The following is a 16,108-nucleotide window of genomic DNA, read 5'->3' on the forward strand; positions in this document are numbered from 1 at the left end:
GCCGGAAGATCTCAAGCACGCGACGGTCAATTGATCTGGGTGAGGCCCGCGTCGTCTATTCGAGCGCGTGGCCTCACGTCCCGTCCAGTACCTCCCGTACCTTGGCGCCGAGCTCGTCGACGCCGAACGGCTTGCCGATCAGCTGCACACCCTCGTCGAGCACACCGTTATGCACCACGGCGTTGCGGGTATAGCCGGTCGTGAAAAGGATCTTGAGTTTGGGACGCAGGCTGCGCGCGGCGTCCGCCAGCTTACGCCCATTGACGTCGGGCATGATGACGTCGGTGAACAAAAGAACGATCTCCGGGTGACTTTCCAGCAATCGAAGCGCGGAAGCCGCACCGTCGGCCTCGATCACCCCGTAACCGAGCTCGAGCAAGGCATCGACGCTGAACTGGCGTACCGCCGCTTCATCGTCGACGACGAGTATCACCTCGCGGTCGTCTCCGGTCGGCGCCTGACCCTTCGTCGCCGACGCAGCCGCGTCTTCGTCCGCACCGGTAAGCCGCGGCAGGTAGATCTTCACGGCCGTCCCCTGGCCGGGTTCGGAGTAGATCTTCACGTGGCCGCCCGATTGCTTGACGAAGCCGTAGACCTGGCTGAGCCCAAGTCCCGTCCCCTTACCAACCTCCTTGGTCGTGAAGAAGGGATCGAACGCCTTCGCGATCACTTCGGGCGGCATGCCTGATCCCGTGTCGCTGACCGCGATTAGAACATATTGTCCGGCCGGCACGCCGAGATGCGCGGCGGCGTACCGCTCGTCCAGATGCGCGTTCTGCGTCTCGATCGTCAGCCGGCCGCCCTCGGGCATGGCGTCGCGCGCGTTGACGGCGAGGTTCAGGATCACGTTCTCGAGCTGGTTCGGATCGACGTGCATCCGCCACTGCCCGCCCGTCAGCACCGTCTCGAGGCGGACGTCGGCGCCGAGCGAGTGACGCAGCAGGTCCGACATGCCTGCGACCAGCTTGTTCGGGTCGACCCGCTCCGGTTTCAGCGGCTGCTGACGCGAGAAGGCGAGAAGACGCTGCGTCAGAAGCGCCGCGCGCTTGGCACCCTCGCTCGCCGCCTCGACATATCGACGCGAACGGGCATCGCCGTCGCCCATGCGGCGCCCGAGCAGGTCGAGCGACCCGATGACGACCGCCAGCATGTTGTTGAAGTCGTGCGCGATGCCGCCGGTTAGCTGACCGACGGCCTCCATCTTCTGGCTTTGCCGCAAGGCGTCCTGAAGACCGGCAAGCTCGGTCGCCGCCTCCCTTTCGACCGTAACGTTTCGGCCGGTCGCGTAGATCAGGCCCTCCTCGGCGGTTGCAACCCAGGATACCCAGCGAAAACCCCCGTCGCGGTGCCGGTAGCGGTTCTCGGAACGGCGCCCAACACCCCGCGCCAGCGACGCCAACCCTTCCCGGGTCTTCGCCTCATCCTCGCTGAGGAGAAATTCGAATACAGAATGCCCGATCATCTCGTCGGAGCTCCAGCCGAGCGTTGCCTCGACGGACGGGCTCACAGAGCGGAAGGTGCCGTCTAGATCGAGCACCAACAACAAGTCCTGCGAGTTTCGCCACATCCGGTCGCGGTCGGCCGTGCGGTCCGCTACTTCCTGCTCAAGCGAGGCGTTTAGCCTAGCAAGCGCTTCAGCGGTCGCCTTCTGATCGTGGATGTCCGTGTTCGTGCCGATCCAGCGTACGATCGCGCCTGCATCTCCGCGGATGGCGATGGCGCGCGCTATGTGCCAGCGGAACATGCCGTCGGCCCGGCGAAGTCTGAACTCGGTCTCGTACGTCTCGCCTGACGCAAGCGATGCGGCCCAGCGTTCGCCCGCGGCGGTGGCGTCGTCAGGATGGACCATGATTGTCCAGCCGGAACCGTCGAGTGCCCCCGCCTCAAGGCCGCTATAGTCGTAGATGCGCTGATTGAACCAGTTGAGCATCCCGTCCGGCGGGGACGCCCATACGTGGTTGGGCATCGCCTGCGCGAAGGTGCGGAACTCCGCCTCGCTCGCCGCCAGCGCCGCCTGCGCGGCCTTCCGCTCGGTGATGTCGATGAAGGTGCAGATCGCACCGGTAAGGACCCCGTCAAGGACGATCGGTTCGGCACGGTACTCGACCGGAAAGGCAGTTCCGTCGGCACGAAAGAAGAGCTCATCCAATACGTGCGCTGACGTTCCGGTCGCCGCGGCGTGGTAGATCGGACAATCCTCACGGGCGTAATGGGTACCGTCCGGATGCGAGTGGTGGATCGCGCCGTGGAGCGCGCGACCGATCACCGCGTTGTGGTCCGCAAAGCCCAACATCTTGAGGAAGGCGGCGTTGCACAGCGTCGTCAGTCCGTCACGGTCGACCGCGTAGAACGCTTCGGACGTCGCATCGAGCACTTGGGCCGAGGAGGCTTCTGCCGCCAGAAGAGCATGTTCGGCGGCAACCCGCTCGGTTATGTCGTAGCCGCCGACGAAGATTCCGATGACGATACCCTCGTCGTCGCGGATGGGCTCGAAGACGAAATCGACGAACTTGGTTGCGCGCTCGCCTGCCAGGTTCACTGGAAGGGATCTCGTGCTGAACATCTCGCCGGTCCCGTAGACCTGATCTAGCAACTCGTAGAAGCCTTGGCCTGCGAGTTCGGGGAAGACGTCTCGAAAGCCATGGCCGAGGAAGTCGCGCTCACCCGAGATACGGACATAAGCCTCGTTCACGTACCCGAAGACGTGATCCGGTCCATGCAACATTGCCACGAAACCCGGCATCTGCCGCAGCATCGCCTGCTGCCGCTCGCGCTCGCTCGCCAGCTGACGCGATGCGGCGACCTTCTCGGTGGTCTCGATGCAGGGACAAAAGAGCCCGACGACCACACCGGCGTCGTCGCGAACCGGGGTGTATGAAAACGCGAAATGTGCTTCGGCGAGACCGTTGCCACGGTCCAGCTGCAAGGTGATGTCGTCCATGTGCACGGATTCGCCCGCGAAGACCTGATCGAACAATGGGCTCAGGCTAGTCGCGACTTCCGACCAGACCTCTAGGAAAGGCCAACCAAGCGCCCACGAATCCTTGTCGCCAAGCAGCGGTACGTACGCGTCATTGTAGATGAGGGTCCGCTCCGGTCCCCATGCGAGGAACATGGGCTGACCCGCTTCCAGAAGTACGCCAACCAAGGTAGCAATCTGCAGCGGCCATGAGGATGGATCGCCGAGTGGCGTCGAGACCCAGTCGTGATGGCGGACGCGCTTCCCCATTTGGCCGCCGCCCCGCAGAAAAGGAAGATTGGCGGCTGTTTGCACGGTCATCGGGGCGCTCCTGGTCATCCATCGGACGATGTCGTTCGCGGGTATCAATTTCTGGCCCCGAATGACAACCCGTACGGAGTGGCCTTACCGACATGGAAGAACGGAGCTCCGCCAATAGTGTCGATAGGAAGCGGCCTGCAACTGCAATAGGACCATGGTGCGCTCGTCGGGTGAACGCTGCCCGCAGCGTATTAGGCGGCCGATCGGCCGTGGCGATCACTGAGGTCCTTCTAGCCGTGGTGGCGCGCCTCGAGAACGTTCTCAGCAATGTCGCCTGTTCGACGCAGCGCCTCAAGCTCCTCCTCGGTCTTACCCTCTATGCCGGCGATCTCGTCGCGGGCTCCCTTCATAGCGAAAACCAGCTCGTCGATCTTCATGTGCAGCGCGCGCTCACTCAGTCGCTGCTGGTTCAGAACCATCTGCGTAAGAGTGATCGCCAAGACCGAAAGAACGAGCGTCAACGTGTTTTCGGCGGCGGTGCCACCGATGATGCACTACGCCGCGCAGACCATGGCGACCGTCAAAATGGCGAACGGGTGTCCCGCCAGATTGGCGCCCCAGGCGGACACCTTGGACTCGAAATTATAGAGGGTCTTCGACACTACGGTCTCCTCGATGCCGCCCCCCGAGTGCGAGGATCTTCAGCATGGCCGGCCTCGAACACTCTTTGGGAAGAGCTGGCAGGTGGCGGAGCGCGACTTGCAGGCCGCGCGCCGCCATCGCCCTCACTTCACTTACCGGTCGACACGTTGCCCTTGAAGTCGAGTCCGACATGAACGGTGTTGCCACCCTTGTTCGCGGTTCCGCGCCACACGCCGTGCTGATCCTTGGTCAGAGCCGACACGTCGGCGAAGCCGGATTTGGCAATGTGCTCGCGCGCCGGGGCCTGCGTGAACGAGTTCGCGCCTTGGCGCGAGCCGCCGTCATCGACGGTAGGCATGCGCCAGAACGTCGTCGCGGCTGATCTTGTCGTACAGCGCGTAGAAGCGATAGCCGACTTCCGCCTTAGCTTTCGCGTGCAACGCCATCTGCAGTTTCTGGACGCTTTTCGGAGTTGATAGGTTTCCCAATCCCCGGTCCCTCGCAACTTGCTGCGTTTGCCTTGAACTAAGGCCCCTTCCCTCCGCCGGCATTACCCGGCTTCCCCGGTACTACGGGCCTCTCCGCCACCCCATCGCGCCCGTCCCATCCCGCACGGGCGCCCGGTTGCTCATCCCTGAGCACGTGATGGGGCTGCCCGTGTTGCGTGCGCTTTCCCTGTGTACATGCTGCCGCCATTACCCCCGGTGCAGCAGACGGGCTCCAACGTCGCTCAAACTCGCCCGCCTGTATCAGCCTTCCCCGAAATGGGTGTCGGGTCGGCCTGCACATCGTCCTTTTCGAGGATTGCTCAGCGTTCACTCACGTTGCGGCCTGCACACTCGCACGATCACCTACGTGACCGTCATCCGGGGGCTTCAGACATTTCGTCACCTCCATGCCTGCCCCGGTTGCTTCCGGCTGGAGCAATTAGCCGGGTGGGATTTGCACCCGCTAGAAAGCGCCGCCTTTGCACGGCGCACCTCATTTCTGGACGTTCAGGAGATTTTCTAGCTCCCCAACCTTGACCGCTCGTTCATGTTGCGGAAGCGACTGTCGGAGCGGCAAGGTTGAGAAAATGTGGCCAGGCGGAAGGGCTGAGCGGATGACCATATCAGCGAAAGCGACCATCCGTTCGATGCGTTCGACGTGCAAACGCGACCTCATGCCATGTGCACTCCTTTATCTTATTGTGGCTGAGAGCCTCGAGCGTTAATTGCGGATCATGCCGATCGATCGATTCTCTCGAGCGCTGTTGGAACGCCTCGGGCAGGAAGCTCGTGAAATTGCGTACCGGCAAGCGAACGCCGCTTCCACGCCCGACGTTAGGGCTTCCTGGTCCGCTATCGTAGCGAAGCTCACCGAGTTGACGGATCGCTTGCCCACCACCGAACAGAGCCACGATCTCGGCGAGCCAAGTGTGCCCGTAGTTGATCAGGCAGCGAAATAGGGTCGAACGGCTTCTCGATCACCGCGATGGCGCCCGCATCCGCGAGGCGATCTAGTTCGCCGTTTGATCGCAGTGCGGTTAAGACGATTACGGGTAGGTTTTTGGTTTTCGGGTTGGCGTAAACCGCCGAGATCAATGCCGCACCCGACATGTCAGACAGGATCCCGTCGAGTAGGATGAGGTCGAAGCTGACCTCGCTGCGCTCGACCTCCTCGATCGCCTTCCATCCATATTCAACGGTCCGGATGGTCATGGAAGGATCGAGTCCAGCGACAACTCTATGATGGCACGAATATTCGCATCATCTTCCACGACGAGAATGTCCAGGCGAGGCAACCTCGAGGCGCGTGATCTGCACGGCCGAAAGGGAGGCAGGATCATCACAGGAGCCTCCTTGCACGGAAGCTCGCATGTCCTTCCGCCGCCACGATGACATGGTTGAACAGTCTGACACCGACCGCGTCGCAGCCATGCTTGAGACGGCTGGTGAGATCGATATCGGCCTGGCTGGGTTCCGGTGATCCGCTCGGATGGTTGTGTGCGATCACGATCGATGCCGATCCGAGCTCGAGCGCGCGCCGCACGATCTCGCGGACGTAGAAGGCCGCCTGGTCGATCGTATCCTCGCTCATCACCTCATCGCGGATGAGGAGATTGCGTGCATTCAGGTGCAGAACCCGCACGCGCTCGTTGAGCAGCAGCGCCATCTCGGCGATCAGATATTCGAGCAGATTGTTCCTCGAGGAGACCAATGGCCTTGAGGAAAGCTCCGAACGGAAGGCCTCCATCATTGCAGTCCGCGTGTCTGAAAGATGCGAGACAACCAAAGGCGCGTTAGGGATTACCTGACGAAGACGGGTTGGCGGCGCCGCGAAAACACGACCTAGCGATCCGAATTCGAGTAGCAATGCGTCGGCCAGAGCAGCGGGCTGCGTGTCGACCAGCCCGATCAGCCAGACCAGAATCGGTGGCGACCGTTGCGCTTCAGTCGGTAGTGATGCTGATACGTTCCCACCGCCAACAGCAGCACCATCGGCCAGCGCCAGAGCGCCAGCATCACCGTGTAGACCGGACGGATAGTATCCGGGTTCAGGATGCGGGCCAAGTGGACCGACACCATGATCAGCTGCATCGCGGCGACTGTCATCGTCCAGTCGCGCTTGGCCCTCAGTGCCACGGCTATCAGGGCGATGAGCAGCGCCATGTCGATGGCTAGAAGTCCATAAGCCGGTCTGACGAACGCATTCGAGATTTGCCTGCCCCACACGACCGAGATGGCCGACGCTGCCGGGAACAGCGACGCCACGATGCGCTCGGGCGCACCACCACTCAAGAACGCGTAGCAGCAGGTTCCGATCAGGAAGATATTGAAGATCAGCACCCGCATTCCGCATCGGACCATCTCCTCGCGAGACCGTCAACCTACCTCCGCGACCTGCTGTGTCGCTCCGTCCCACGAATCCGTTGTAATCGACTGCGTGAGGAATTAGTCGCCCCAAGCGGACCAGGAAACGGCGAGGCCAGCAGCATCAGTCGCCATGAGGCTGTGCGCCCGCCCGAGATGGAAGCGCATCTTGACCGCCAGCGCGTGGGCCTCGCTCACGTCCGCGAGCGCGAACTGGCAAGTGACGTGCGGCAGGTTAGAGGACATGACCGCCTCGATCAGCGACATGCTAAGGGCCGCAGTGTTCAATACGGCCTGATTGCCGGCACGCTCCGCGCCGATCAGTTGCGCGCCCACGCCGCAGGCCATGCTCTCAAGATTATCGGAAATAGGATCTCCTTGGCGCGAGCAACATCGCGCCTTATTTTGAATTGCTTTACTTAGGATCAGCGGCCCTGGAACAGCCGCTGCAACAAGGACAATTAGAGCAGTAAAGTCGCCAAGCCCGCGATCATCTGGAACGCTATGGTTCCGATCCTGCCTAGCCGCTGCGGAACGTTCAAATCATTGATCGATGCCCCCTGCTGGGAGGTCTGAACGTGGCTGCTTTGATCCTCGCCAATGTCGAAGACCGCACGCTCCTCACGGAGCGCTTCCGGTTCAAACCGGCGCGTCCCGCCATTCGAGACGCCCGTACTTGGGAGCGTGAAGGCGGCGGGTTCGATCCCCAGCTCCGGGGTACCTATCGATTGGGGACGCCCCTCCCATTCGGCGACCGCGTTCGCCAAGGCGTAGCGATCGATACCGCCAACCTTCCCTCGCGCACGCTTGATGTGGGTCTGGACCGTTTCGGTGCTGATGTTGAGCGCCCGGGCAATCTCGTCGGACCCGCGGTTCCGTGCCACGAGGCGCATCACTTCGAGCTCTCGCTCGGTCAGATCCGCGATTCGACTTTCGCCCATACGGAGCATTACTAGCGGATATTCATGCGGAGGAAACGGCTGAGCCTGGGAAACCGACAATACGAGGAGTTGGCCCAGCCGAACTGCTTGATGGCGCCATAGCGTTGCGACACATCCCGCTCTCCGCTTCTGGATGGAATGCCTCTGCACGTTGTGGTGACGTTGGAGGTGAATGTTCCCGTTTCGACCGCCGCCTCGCTGGCATGGCGAGTGACAAACGTCACTCGCGGCTCAGGCCGCGACCAACATGCGGCATCCGAGATCAGTTTGCCCTACATGTCGTCGAGCATGCGCCTCCGAGATACGCTCATCGCGCGGCAGCGTCGACCACTGAATGATGGCCCTATTTGCTTTGTACCGACGGTCGAAGACCAAACCCCCGGGCCTTTGATGCACGTGATCGCTCAGCGGAGGCATCTGGTGCGACCATTGGATAGGTGACTGGCAGCGACCATTTGGCACGGTACCCCTCCGGCGAAATATCGTGAACGGTCCGAAGGTGCCTCTTCAGAGACCTAAAGATGCCGCCGCACTCCAAACACGTCAACGAGTCTGGTCTGACGCTGGCGCGTATCGCGACAGCAGGCTTCGGCGCCACTTCGGTGACTTCTGGCTTGCGGTGCGTATCGGAGAGGCTTTGATAAACGCTGGCGATGACACTCGGAAGATCGTCCGATGCCACCCGATTATTCGATACCATCGCAGCGACTATAAAGGTCGTCATTTGGAGGATCTTCTGGTCAGCCATCAATAGTCCCATCAAGTTTGAGACACGTGGTAGGCCCGCGCGCGTCCTACGACCACACCGAAATCCTGTGACCGCGTCGATCGACCAGGCCGGACGGAGCTTCAGGACAGGTCTGGCGATATCACCTGTGCGGACACCGACGCCAAACGTTTACAAGCGGTTTGTCGATACCGAGGTATTGGGCGCCACTGACGCCGCGGGGCGGCGCTGCTCCGACACCGTGATCTCGAGCAGAATGTGATCTTTCTGGTGCCTCTATGGCCGAGCACTGGGTCGCCTCCCCAGAGCATCATCTTTACCTTCTGGGCGTAGGCCGATTGCATGAGCGGCGAGACACCAAATCAGATCGCTACGAAATCGGTCATCGCGACGTCCGCCTGCTATTTCGTCCTCGCAGCGGCGACGGTTTCGACTACCCGCTTCGACGGTGGAGTGGCGTTCATCTGGGTCGCGACAGCACTCCTGATCGCGAGGCTGACGACGCTGCGACCGAGCGCCTGGCCCGCCCATCTTCTGGAGTGCGGAAGTGCGGGCGTGGCGGTGACAGCGCTGTTCGGACTTGGAGTAGCCGCAGCAATTCCGCTGTCGTTCGTCAATCTCTCCGAGGCTGTCATCGCCGCCACGGTGCTGAGGCACATCCGGATACCGGAGCGTCCGCTGGAGTCGACGCGCTGGCTCGCGGGCTTCGTGTTTGCAACCGGGATAGTCGCGCCCGGCGCGAGCGGCGTCGGCGGCGCGTCAGTCGCGACGCTGGTAGTCGGCGCGGACTTCGCGGCCGCCTACCCGCGATGGTTCGCGGGCCATTCTCTTGGTTCGTTGACGTTCACGCCCCTATTCATGCTTCTCTCCAAGGAGGATCTCGGCGAGCGGATCAGAGCGATGACCCACAAGCGAACGGCGGAGATCGCGGTCCTGCTGCTGCTCGTCGTCGCCGTGAGCATCGCCGTCTTCGCCCAGAACGGAATGCCGCTCCTGTTACTGCCATTCCTTCCCGTGATCTTCGCCACGTTCCGGGGCGGGCCGCTCACGGCCGCCATGTCGGTCGTCCTGCTGACGATCGTCGGATTCACCTTTACCCTATGGGACTCGGGACCGATCAGCCTCATGCACGGAACCATGGGCGACCACATGCAGTTCCTCCAATTCTACCTCGCCGCGACGGTGCTCGCGGTGCTGCCGATCTCAGCCGACCTGGCAAGGCGCAGCAACCTGATTCGCGAGTTGCGGGACAGCAAATCTCGATACCGCATGCTCGCCGACAACTCGACGGACATCATCATCAATCTCGACGTCCACGGTCGCGTCCGCTTCGTCTCGCTCTCGATAGCGCAGCTGGGCGGGTTCGAGCCTTCGGACCTGGTGGGACGGAACGCAGCGCTGCTCGTGGTGGCTGAAGATCGCGCGTCGGCGGCCAGGTCACACGTCATGACCCTGCGTGGTGGCGGCGCAATGGTCAGTTTCGAATACCGAGCGGTCACCGCGAGCGGCACGGAACGATGGTTTGAGACCCACAGTCGCGCGGTGCGCGACGACGCCGGGGTCGTCGAAGGCGTCGTCAGCGTGCTTCGCGACATATCCGACCGCAAGGTGATAGAGACGCAGCTGTTCCATGCGGCGCTGACGGATCCCCTCACCCACCTTCCCAACCGCAGGGCGTTCAAGCTGGAACTCGAAAGGCTCTTCAGGCACGTCGACCCGGAGCGCTCGTTCGGGTGCGTCGCCATGTTCGACTTCGACCACTTCAAGCAGGTGAACGACCACCATGGGCATGAAGCGGGCCACCGCGTGCTGCGCGAATTCGGACGCATCGCGATGGCGACCGTGCGGGGTGGCGACGTCGTAAGCCGCATCGGGGGCGAGGAGTTCGTCGTCCTTCTCCGGCATGCCTCGCTCGAGCAGGCCATGGTCGTCTGCGAGCGGCTACGAAATGCCATCGAGAAGACGGTGATCATGGTCGACGGGCGACCGGTCCGCGTGACCGTGAGCGGCGGGGCCGCCTTGATCGACGTCGGCGGCGCGGAGGATGCGATACGAAGCGCGGATGCGGCGCTCTACCATGCGAAACGGGATGGCCGAAACCGACTGAAGCTCGCGTCGTGATGCAGCCTCTGCGCTTTCTCTGCATCGAGGATGACGCACTCAACCGACGGGTCTTGAGTGACATGCTAAACGTCGCCGGAGGAGTGACCGACGAATGCGCCAGCGGCGAGGACGGCCTCGCCCAGCTCGACGCCAATGACTTCGACTGCGTTCTGGTCGACCTGCGGATGCCTGGCATGGACGGGTATACAGTTATAGAACGCATCCGTGGGCGCGGCGACGCGAAGGCTCGGCTTCCGATCATCGTCATCACAGCGGAGGGCTCCGGACCAGGCACGGCCCGCTGCCTGCGTTCCGGCGCTGACCGGGTCCTTGGCAAGCCTGTCGTCATGGACGAGCTGTTCAAGTGCATTGGCGAGATCCTGGGCGCTGGAGGAGCGCTCGTAATGTGACCCGTGTCCACAACCACATTCCAGCGGGGGCGGTCGGCCGAGCAAGATCGCGGCCAAGTTCTGCCAATTGCTCAAATCGATACTTTGCGATTAGGCCTTCCAAGTTCTTTGGAAAGCGAGCGACGGAGCGAGATGGAGCTCGGCAGCCACGCACTTTGACCCACAACCTGCCGTTTCAGGACCCTTTCTGGCGCCCAAACTTCCCACATCCGTTTATCTTCCATGGCGGCACAATTTGCGTCTGGACCGCCGGTTTCGTCATCAAAGTCTGGGACGTGACCGCGACAGGGAGTGTGGGTAACGGAGTTTCCCAGATCGGGCGTTCTTCACTTCAGCGGTAGATGCAGCTCGGCCACCGTGCCCTGCTCCGGTTCCGCCAGGAAAAAGCGCTGGCAGTAGATCGGAAAGTCACGCATCTCCTCGCCGCTGGCGGGCAACCAGTCGCGGTACAGATACAGCACGGCCGGCTCCAGATTGTGCGTGTCGCCGATCACCGTCAGCACCGCGCATCGCCCACCCGGGATCTCGCCTTCGCGGACCGCCTCGTCGGTAGAATCGATCCAGTGGTCCGCATCGACGCCGACGCACAGCTCCATGCGATAGTCGGCTGGGTTCGCCGGTCGCCGCTCGGTGTGCCAGATATTGAAGGTCGGATTGGTCTTGGGCGACAATCCGGCGGCTTTGCGCCAAGCGATGAATTTCTGAATAGTAACGTCGAGCGTCTCAAGATCGCCCCGATGTTCGAAGATCGCGACGCGAGTTGGCGCCACTCCGCGGATGGTTACGTCATCGGGGGTGAAGGTCGTGGGCATGATCTTGCTCCTGGCTGCGTTGAGTGGCCCGAAGGCCTTGAGCCACGGCTCCCAGTCGGGAGATCTCCTGAAACTCGACGGCGACTGCTGGAGCCTTTTCCGAAAGGCGCGGGCGAAGGCGTCGGGCGTCTCGTAGCCGGCGACCAGTCCGATGGCGGTGACGCTCTCTCCCTCGCGATCCGCCAACCGCTTCGAGGCCAGTCTAAGACGGGCCAACTGAACGTAGCGATGCAGAGATACGCCGAAAGTCGCCTTGAACTGCCGGTGGAAATGGAATTTGGAAAATGCCGCTACGCCGCTCACCGCGTCCAGGTCCAGATCACCGTCCAGATGCCGGTCGATATGATCCAGCACCCTCTGCATCCGGGCATGATAGTGATCGATTGCAGCTTTCATTGTCCTCATCCGCTGTGGTGACGCCGGTATGGAGCGTTCGTTTGTCGTGCGCTCGACCGATCTTGCGGTTCCACCCGTTCGGATATCTGGGGTGGCTGGTCTATTATGCTGCCTGCTACGAGCCCGGCCTCGTCGAAAAGGCGATGAATCGTGAGCCTGGGCCGCCAGCGATGCTCCGTATGGCGACTTCGATACGATGCTCGCCACGATCGTCGATGAGATCGAGCGGCCAGCCTATCTGCTCGGCGACACGATCTCGGCTGCCGATATCCTGTGGGGCAAAGCGCATAACTGGGGCATGACGTTCAAACTCGTCCCCGAAAGCGAGCCGATCGTCCGCTATGTAGAACGGACCACGCAGCGCCGGGCTGCGCTGAAGGTCGCGGAGATGGACGCGGAGCTCGCGGCGGAGCACGAAAGGGCGAACACCGCGTGCGGCTAAGCCCGAACGGCAGTCGGGCCCAGGGAAAGGAACCGCATGGCCGCCTCGAACAACTTTCGGCAGGAGCAACGCGGCGTCGCGCTCAGGATGGTGGCGGCCCTGTGCGTCACCATCCTAATTTCAGCAACGTGCCTGTACCGAGGTGGCGCAGCCCCGACCACGGCGGCCGAGCGCCTGATCGTCACGGCAAGGGCGGATGTGTTCGTCCTCTGCTGGCTTGCCGCGGCAATCGGCAATGTCGCACGGCTGCGCTTCTTCTCGGCCGACGACATTGCCGGAAGCGGCTCCGGAACCGCCTCTGCGGAGGTGGACCGCGCCAAAGCGGTTCTGCAGAACACGCTCGAGCAGGTGGTGCTGGCCGTGCCCGTGCACCTTGCGCTGGCGGTGCTGCTTGCGTCATCGGTACCGCTGATCGTGGCGCTTGCGGCGCTGTTCGCGATCGGGCGTCTTCTCTTCTGGATCGGCTATGCGAGAGGGGCCAAGGCGCGCGCTTTCGGGTTTGCGTTGACCTTTTATCCAAACTCTGCGGGGCTAGTCATTGCGGTTTTCGCGGCGGTGAGGCTATCGCTTTAGCGACAATGTGGCGGTGGACTACTGCGGCGATTAGACCCAGTTCGAGCCATTCAGGTTGCACTTTCCGCTGCCTAAAAACAGACATCGGTTCATCGAGAAATTGCGGCCGATTTCTAGCCGTCGGCCTGTCAGTCGATCGTCGATGATGGCTGAAAACGAGACTGTCAGCAGGTCCGCAAGGAGGCGAGCTAGATCAGAGAAAAGGAACCTGTCTCGACACCTGAACGTCGGATCGATAATGTCCGATTTATTAGAAAAGGGTTGACCATGACTCGTCCTTTCGAATTCCAGCCTCGCACGGCCGAAGAGAAAGTTGACCACGCGCTGCGCATCGCAGGGATCGAGCCCTATGGATCGCCGCGAAAGGTTTGGGTCGAGGACGGTCATGTGCTTGTCGAGAGCTATGACGGCAAGATTGTCAGTATGACGCCGGAAGTGGCAATCGACCTGGGCCGGACAATCAGCGAAGCCGGCACAGAATCGTTGATCAACAAGGTCCTAGAAAAGTCCGCCGAGGCGGAAGCTGACGTCTCAGTACAACCGGATCGACAGCCCTAGTGCGCCCGCCTTGCGAACCGCCAAGATTCACGTGCTCTTAGCATTCATCGAGTAGCCCTAAGCTCGGAGGAGCGAGCATGCAGGGCGGATGCCAAGGCTGTAAATCAGAAAGCCATCAATTCGACATAGCGATGGCGTTCCAGCCGATCGTCGATGTCGAGACAGGCCACGTCTTCGCGTTCGAAGCGCTGGTGCGCGGCGGTAACGGCGAGGGTGCGGCCGAGATGCTTGCGGGCGTTACAAGTGAAAACCGATATGCCTTCGATCAACGATGCCGGGTGGCTGCAATCGAAGGCGCAGTCGCTGCAGGCATCCTAGATACCGGTGCAAAGCTCTCAATTAATTTCCTTCCGAACGCCGTGTATTCGCCAGCAGCCTGCATCCAGTTGACCCTCAAAACAGCGCGCGAGACAGGCTTGCCGATCGATCGGTTGATCTTCGAATTTACCGAGAATGAGGAAATGATCGACACAGACCACGTGAAAAACATCGTGGAAACATACCGAATGATGGGGTTTGGCACTGCCATCGACGACTTCGGCGCGGGACACGCCGGGCTTGGGCTTCTCGCGAAATTTCAGACCAACTATATCAAGCTCGACATGGAGCTCGTGCGAGGGATTGAAGCGAGTCTTCCACGTCGGATGATTGTCGAGGGTGTGATCCGCATAGCTCACTCGCTGGGCATCGTGATTATTGCTGAGGGCATCGAAACGATCGCCGAATACGACACCCTGCGTGCGATGGGGATCCGATATATCCAAGGTTATCTGCTCGCCCGCCCCGGCTTCGAGTGCCTGCCTGGGGTGAACTTGCCAGGTCGGAGCTTCGCTGCGGTCGCATGATGGGAGTCATCTGCGGTTAAGCGTGTCGACAGGGTCCGCGCCTTGCGGCGCCCAACGATTCCAAGCCGAATGATCAATTCGGGCTTGCCCCAGATCCGCACGACCGAATGATACTCGTCGCCCGCGGAAGCCGACGTAGTAGAGCGCTGGTTTCACAGCAACATCAACGCCCCGGCGGGGGCGGAGTGCATCGTCAGCCCTTGATCACATGCGGCACGAAGCGCGCAGTGTTGCCTGTGATCAGGCCATCCTCGCGGATGCCGATGCCGGCGGGTTCGCCATCGACGACCCAGCTACCGATGACCGGGAACACGCCCGGCGCGGTTTCCGGTAGCGGGTAGATCGCCTGATAGACGAACCCTTCCTTGCCATAGTCGCCCGTGCTCTCCGCAACGACCGCACCGCCCTTGCGGAGCGACACGTTCGCGCCTTCGCGCGCTAGTAGCGGCTTGGCTACGGCATCACCGGCTGGCGGCGACATCAACGCCTCCAGAAGGTTCGGGTGCCCAGGGAACATCTCCCACAGCACCGTCAGGATCGCCTTGTTTGACCAGATCATCTTCGAGATCGGTTCGATCCAAGTGACTCCGGCCGCTAGGCTTTCTACCAGGTGCGGCGCGAACTCCTCATTGACCAGCCATTCCCACGGATACAGCTTGAACAGCGCCGCGATCGGCTGATCGTCTAAATCTACGAAACATCGACGATCATTGTCCCAGCCGAGGTCGCGCATGACAATCGCACCCGTTTCAATACCTGCCGCCTCCGCCGTATCACGCAGATACGAAGTGGTGATCGTGTCTTCGCCAGCATCGTCAGCAACATGCGCGAACAGGACGTGCGGCGGGAGTAGCGGCGCGATGTCCGCCCATTTCGCGACCAGCTTGTCGTGCAGGCTTGTGAACTGGTCGAGATGCGGGAACTGGTCTTCTTTCCAGGACCACTGCACGACTGCCGCCTCAAGCAGCGAGGTCGGGGTGTCGCAGTTGAACTCGAACAGCTTCGGCGGCCCCAGTCCATCATAGCCCAAGTCGAAGCGGCCGAAATTCAGCGCTGGCGGCTCTGCATCCCAAGCGTCGCGGATAGCCCGATGAAACGCGGGCGGGATGCGGAATCGATCTAGCAGTCGCTGATCGTCAACGATCGCTTGGCCAGCGATTAGAAACAGCCGGAACAGCTCGGCCGTTGCTGTTCCGATCTCGGCGATCTGCGCGCCGGTAAACGAGTAATAGGCGGTCTCGCACCAGTACGGGTTGCCACCCGCGGTGTGCCAGATCAGCCCTTCTGATTCCACCTTTGCGCGCCAGTCGGGCCTTACGTTGATGTCACGACGGATCATTCGCCGGCTCCTCCGTGGCCGCCGCCAAAACCCTCTGCCGACGATCCGAAGCCACCGCGTGAAATCGCCGCCGCTCGCGTCATCGAGGATGCCGCCGGTGCACGGAAATAGGGCGTGTTTCCACTGCGCTGATAGGAGCCACCACTAACTCGATCGCCGTAATAGGGGATCGCGCGGCTGCGACCGAGATAGTACCACAAGAAGGCGTTGCCGACACCGCCGCCGCTGTGAGCGCGCTGCTGCTGACA

Annotated in this window: 17 protein-coding genes and 1 pseudogene; 6 read left to right on the plus strand and 12 right to left on the minus strand. The window is 61.8% G+C overall.

Features of this window, described 5'->3' with window-relative positions:
- Positions 1–73 precede the first annotated feature (73 nt).
- The 9 genes from RH90_RS20555 to RH90_RS24880 all read right to left on the minus strand — a co-directional run bounded on the left by RH90_RS20555 (position 74) and on the right by RH90_RS24880 (position 8,415).
- Positions 74–3,280, minus strand: a complete 3,207-nt coding sequence (locus RH90_RS20555; protein ID WP_037493893.1) for a hybrid sensor histidine kinase/response regulator — start codon at positions 3,278–3,280, stop codon at positions 74–76.
- Between the two features lie 230 nt (positions 3,281–3,510).
- A complete protein-coding gene (locus RH90_RS20560; RefSeq protein ID WP_010188720.1) occupies positions 3,511–3,741 on the minus strand; it encodes a low affinity iron permease family protein in 231 nt (76 codons plus the stop codon).
- Positions 3,742–4,010: 269 nt separating this feature from the next.
- On the minus strand, positions 4,011–4,220 hold the full coding sequence (locus RH90_RS20565; protein ID WP_010188721.1) for a hypothetical protein: 210 nt from the start codon (positions 4,218–4,220) through the stop codon (positions 4,011–4,013).
- A 997-nt stretch (positions 4,221–5,217) separates the two neighbouring features.
- The gene (locus RH90_RS22300; RefSeq protein WP_010188725.1) at positions 5,218–5,562 is read right to left on the minus strand and encodes a response regulator; all 345 of its coding nucleotides are present in this window, start codon (positions 5,560–5,562) and stop codon (positions 5,218–5,220) included.
- Between the two features lie 127 nt (positions 5,563–5,689).
- Entirely contained in the window at positions 5,690–6,217 is a 528-nt protein-coding gene (locus tag RH90_RS20575) for a JAB domain-containing protein (protein WP_232280453.1), read from the minus strand.
- 41 nt (positions 6,218–6,258) lie between these two features.
- Positions 6,259–6,696 (minus strand): hypothetical protein, encoded by a 438-nt coding sequence (locus RH90_RS20580; protein WP_010188727.1) that lies wholly within the window; start codon positions 6,694–6,696, stop codon positions 6,259–6,261.
- Positions 6,697–6,795: 99 nt separating this feature from the next.
- Positions 6,796–7,050, minus strand: coding sequence for a hypothetical protein (locus RH90_RS20585; protein ID WP_232280454.1), 255 nt, complete (start codon positions 7,048–7,050; stop codon positions 6,796–6,798).
- 125 nt (positions 7,051–7,175) lie between these two features.
- The gene (locus tag RH90_RS22305) at positions 7,176–7,655 is read right to left on the minus strand and encodes a response regulator transcription factor (protein WP_157134773.1); all 480 of its coding nucleotides are present in this window, start codon (positions 7,653–7,655) and stop codon (positions 7,176–7,178) included.
- Positions 7,656–7,998: 343 nt separating this feature from the next.
- Positions 7,999–8,415 carry a MucR family transcriptional regulator gene (locus tag RH90_RS24880; RefSeq protein ID WP_010188730.1) on the minus strand — a complete coding sequence of 139 codons (417 nt, stop codon included), beginning with the start codon at positions 8,413–8,415 and terminating at the stop codon, positions 7,999–8,001.
- A 309-nt stretch (positions 8,416–8,724) separates the two neighbouring features.
- On the opposite strand from RH90_RS24880, the gene RH90_RS20595 reads away from it, so the two are divergent.
- Positions 8,725–10,503: a sensor domain-containing diguanylate cyclase gene (locus tag RH90_RS20595; protein ID WP_010188731.1), complete on the plus strand. Its 1,779-nt coding sequence runs from the start codon at positions 8,725–8,727 to the stop codon at positions 10,501–10,503.
- Positions 10,503–10,895, plus strand: a complete 393-nt coding sequence (locus RH90_RS20600; protein WP_010188732.1) for a response regulator — start codon at positions 10,503–10,505, stop codon at positions 10,893–10,895. The genes RH90_RS20595 and RH90_RS20600 overlap by 1 nt, the downstream gene beginning before the upstream one ends.
- A 326-nt stretch (positions 10,896–11,221) precedes the next feature.
- Here RH90_RS20600 and RH90_RS20605 read toward each other — a convergent pair whose 3' ends face one another.
- Complete coding sequence (locus RH90_RS20605) at positions 11,222–12,103, minus strand: AraC family transcriptional regulator (protein ID WP_010188734.1); 882 nt, start codon at positions 12,101–12,103, stop codon at positions 11,222–11,224.
- 196 nt (positions 12,104–12,299) lie between these two features.
- Between RH90_RS20605 and RH90_RS20610 the strand changes: the two genes are divergently transcribed.
- From RH90_RS20610 to RH90_RS20625, 4 genes are all read left to right on the plus strand, one after another.
- Positions 12,300–12,545 (plus strand): glutathione S-transferase, encoded by a 246-nt coding sequence (locus RH90_RS20610; RefSeq protein ID WP_010188736.1) that lies wholly within the window; start codon positions 12,300–12,302, stop codon positions 12,543–12,545.
- Positions 12,546–12,581: 36 nt separating this feature from the next.
- Positions 12,582–13,118, plus strand: coding sequence for an MAPEG family protein (locus RH90_RS20615; protein ID WP_010188738.1), 537 nt, complete (start codon positions 12,582–12,584; stop codon positions 13,116–13,118).
- Between the two features lie 267 nt (positions 13,119–13,385).
- Positions 13,386–13,676, plus strand: coding sequence for a hypothetical protein (locus RH90_RS20620; RefSeq protein ID WP_010188740.1), 291 nt, complete (start codon positions 13,386–13,388; stop codon positions 13,674–13,676).
- 77 nt (positions 13,677–13,753) lie between these two features.
- A complete protein-coding gene (locus RH90_RS20625) occupies positions 13,754–14,521 on the plus strand; it encodes an EAL domain-containing protein (RefSeq protein ID WP_029625549.1) in 768 nt (255 codons plus the stop codon).
- 193 nt (positions 14,522–14,714) lie between these two features.
- On the opposite strand, the gene RH90_RS20630 is transcribed toward RH90_RS20625, so the two are convergent.
- Positions 14,715–15,860 (minus strand): glutathionylspermidine synthase family protein, encoded by a 1,146-nt coding sequence (locus RH90_RS20630; protein WP_010188743.1) that lies wholly within the window; start codon positions 15,858–15,860, stop codon positions 14,715–14,717.
- Positions 15,857–16,108: pseudogene (locus tag RH90_RS24505) on the minus strand (hypothetical protein); the annotation flags it as partial. The pseudogene RH90_RS24505 and the gene RH90_RS20630, both read right to left, overlap by 4 nt.

Origin of the sequence: Sphingomonas sp. PAMC 26605 (genome assembly GCF_000241485.1) — a bacterium.
In the GTDB taxonomy this organism is placed as follows: Bacteria; Pseudomonadota; Alphaproteobacteria; order Sphingomonadales; family Sphingomonadaceae; genus Sphingomonas.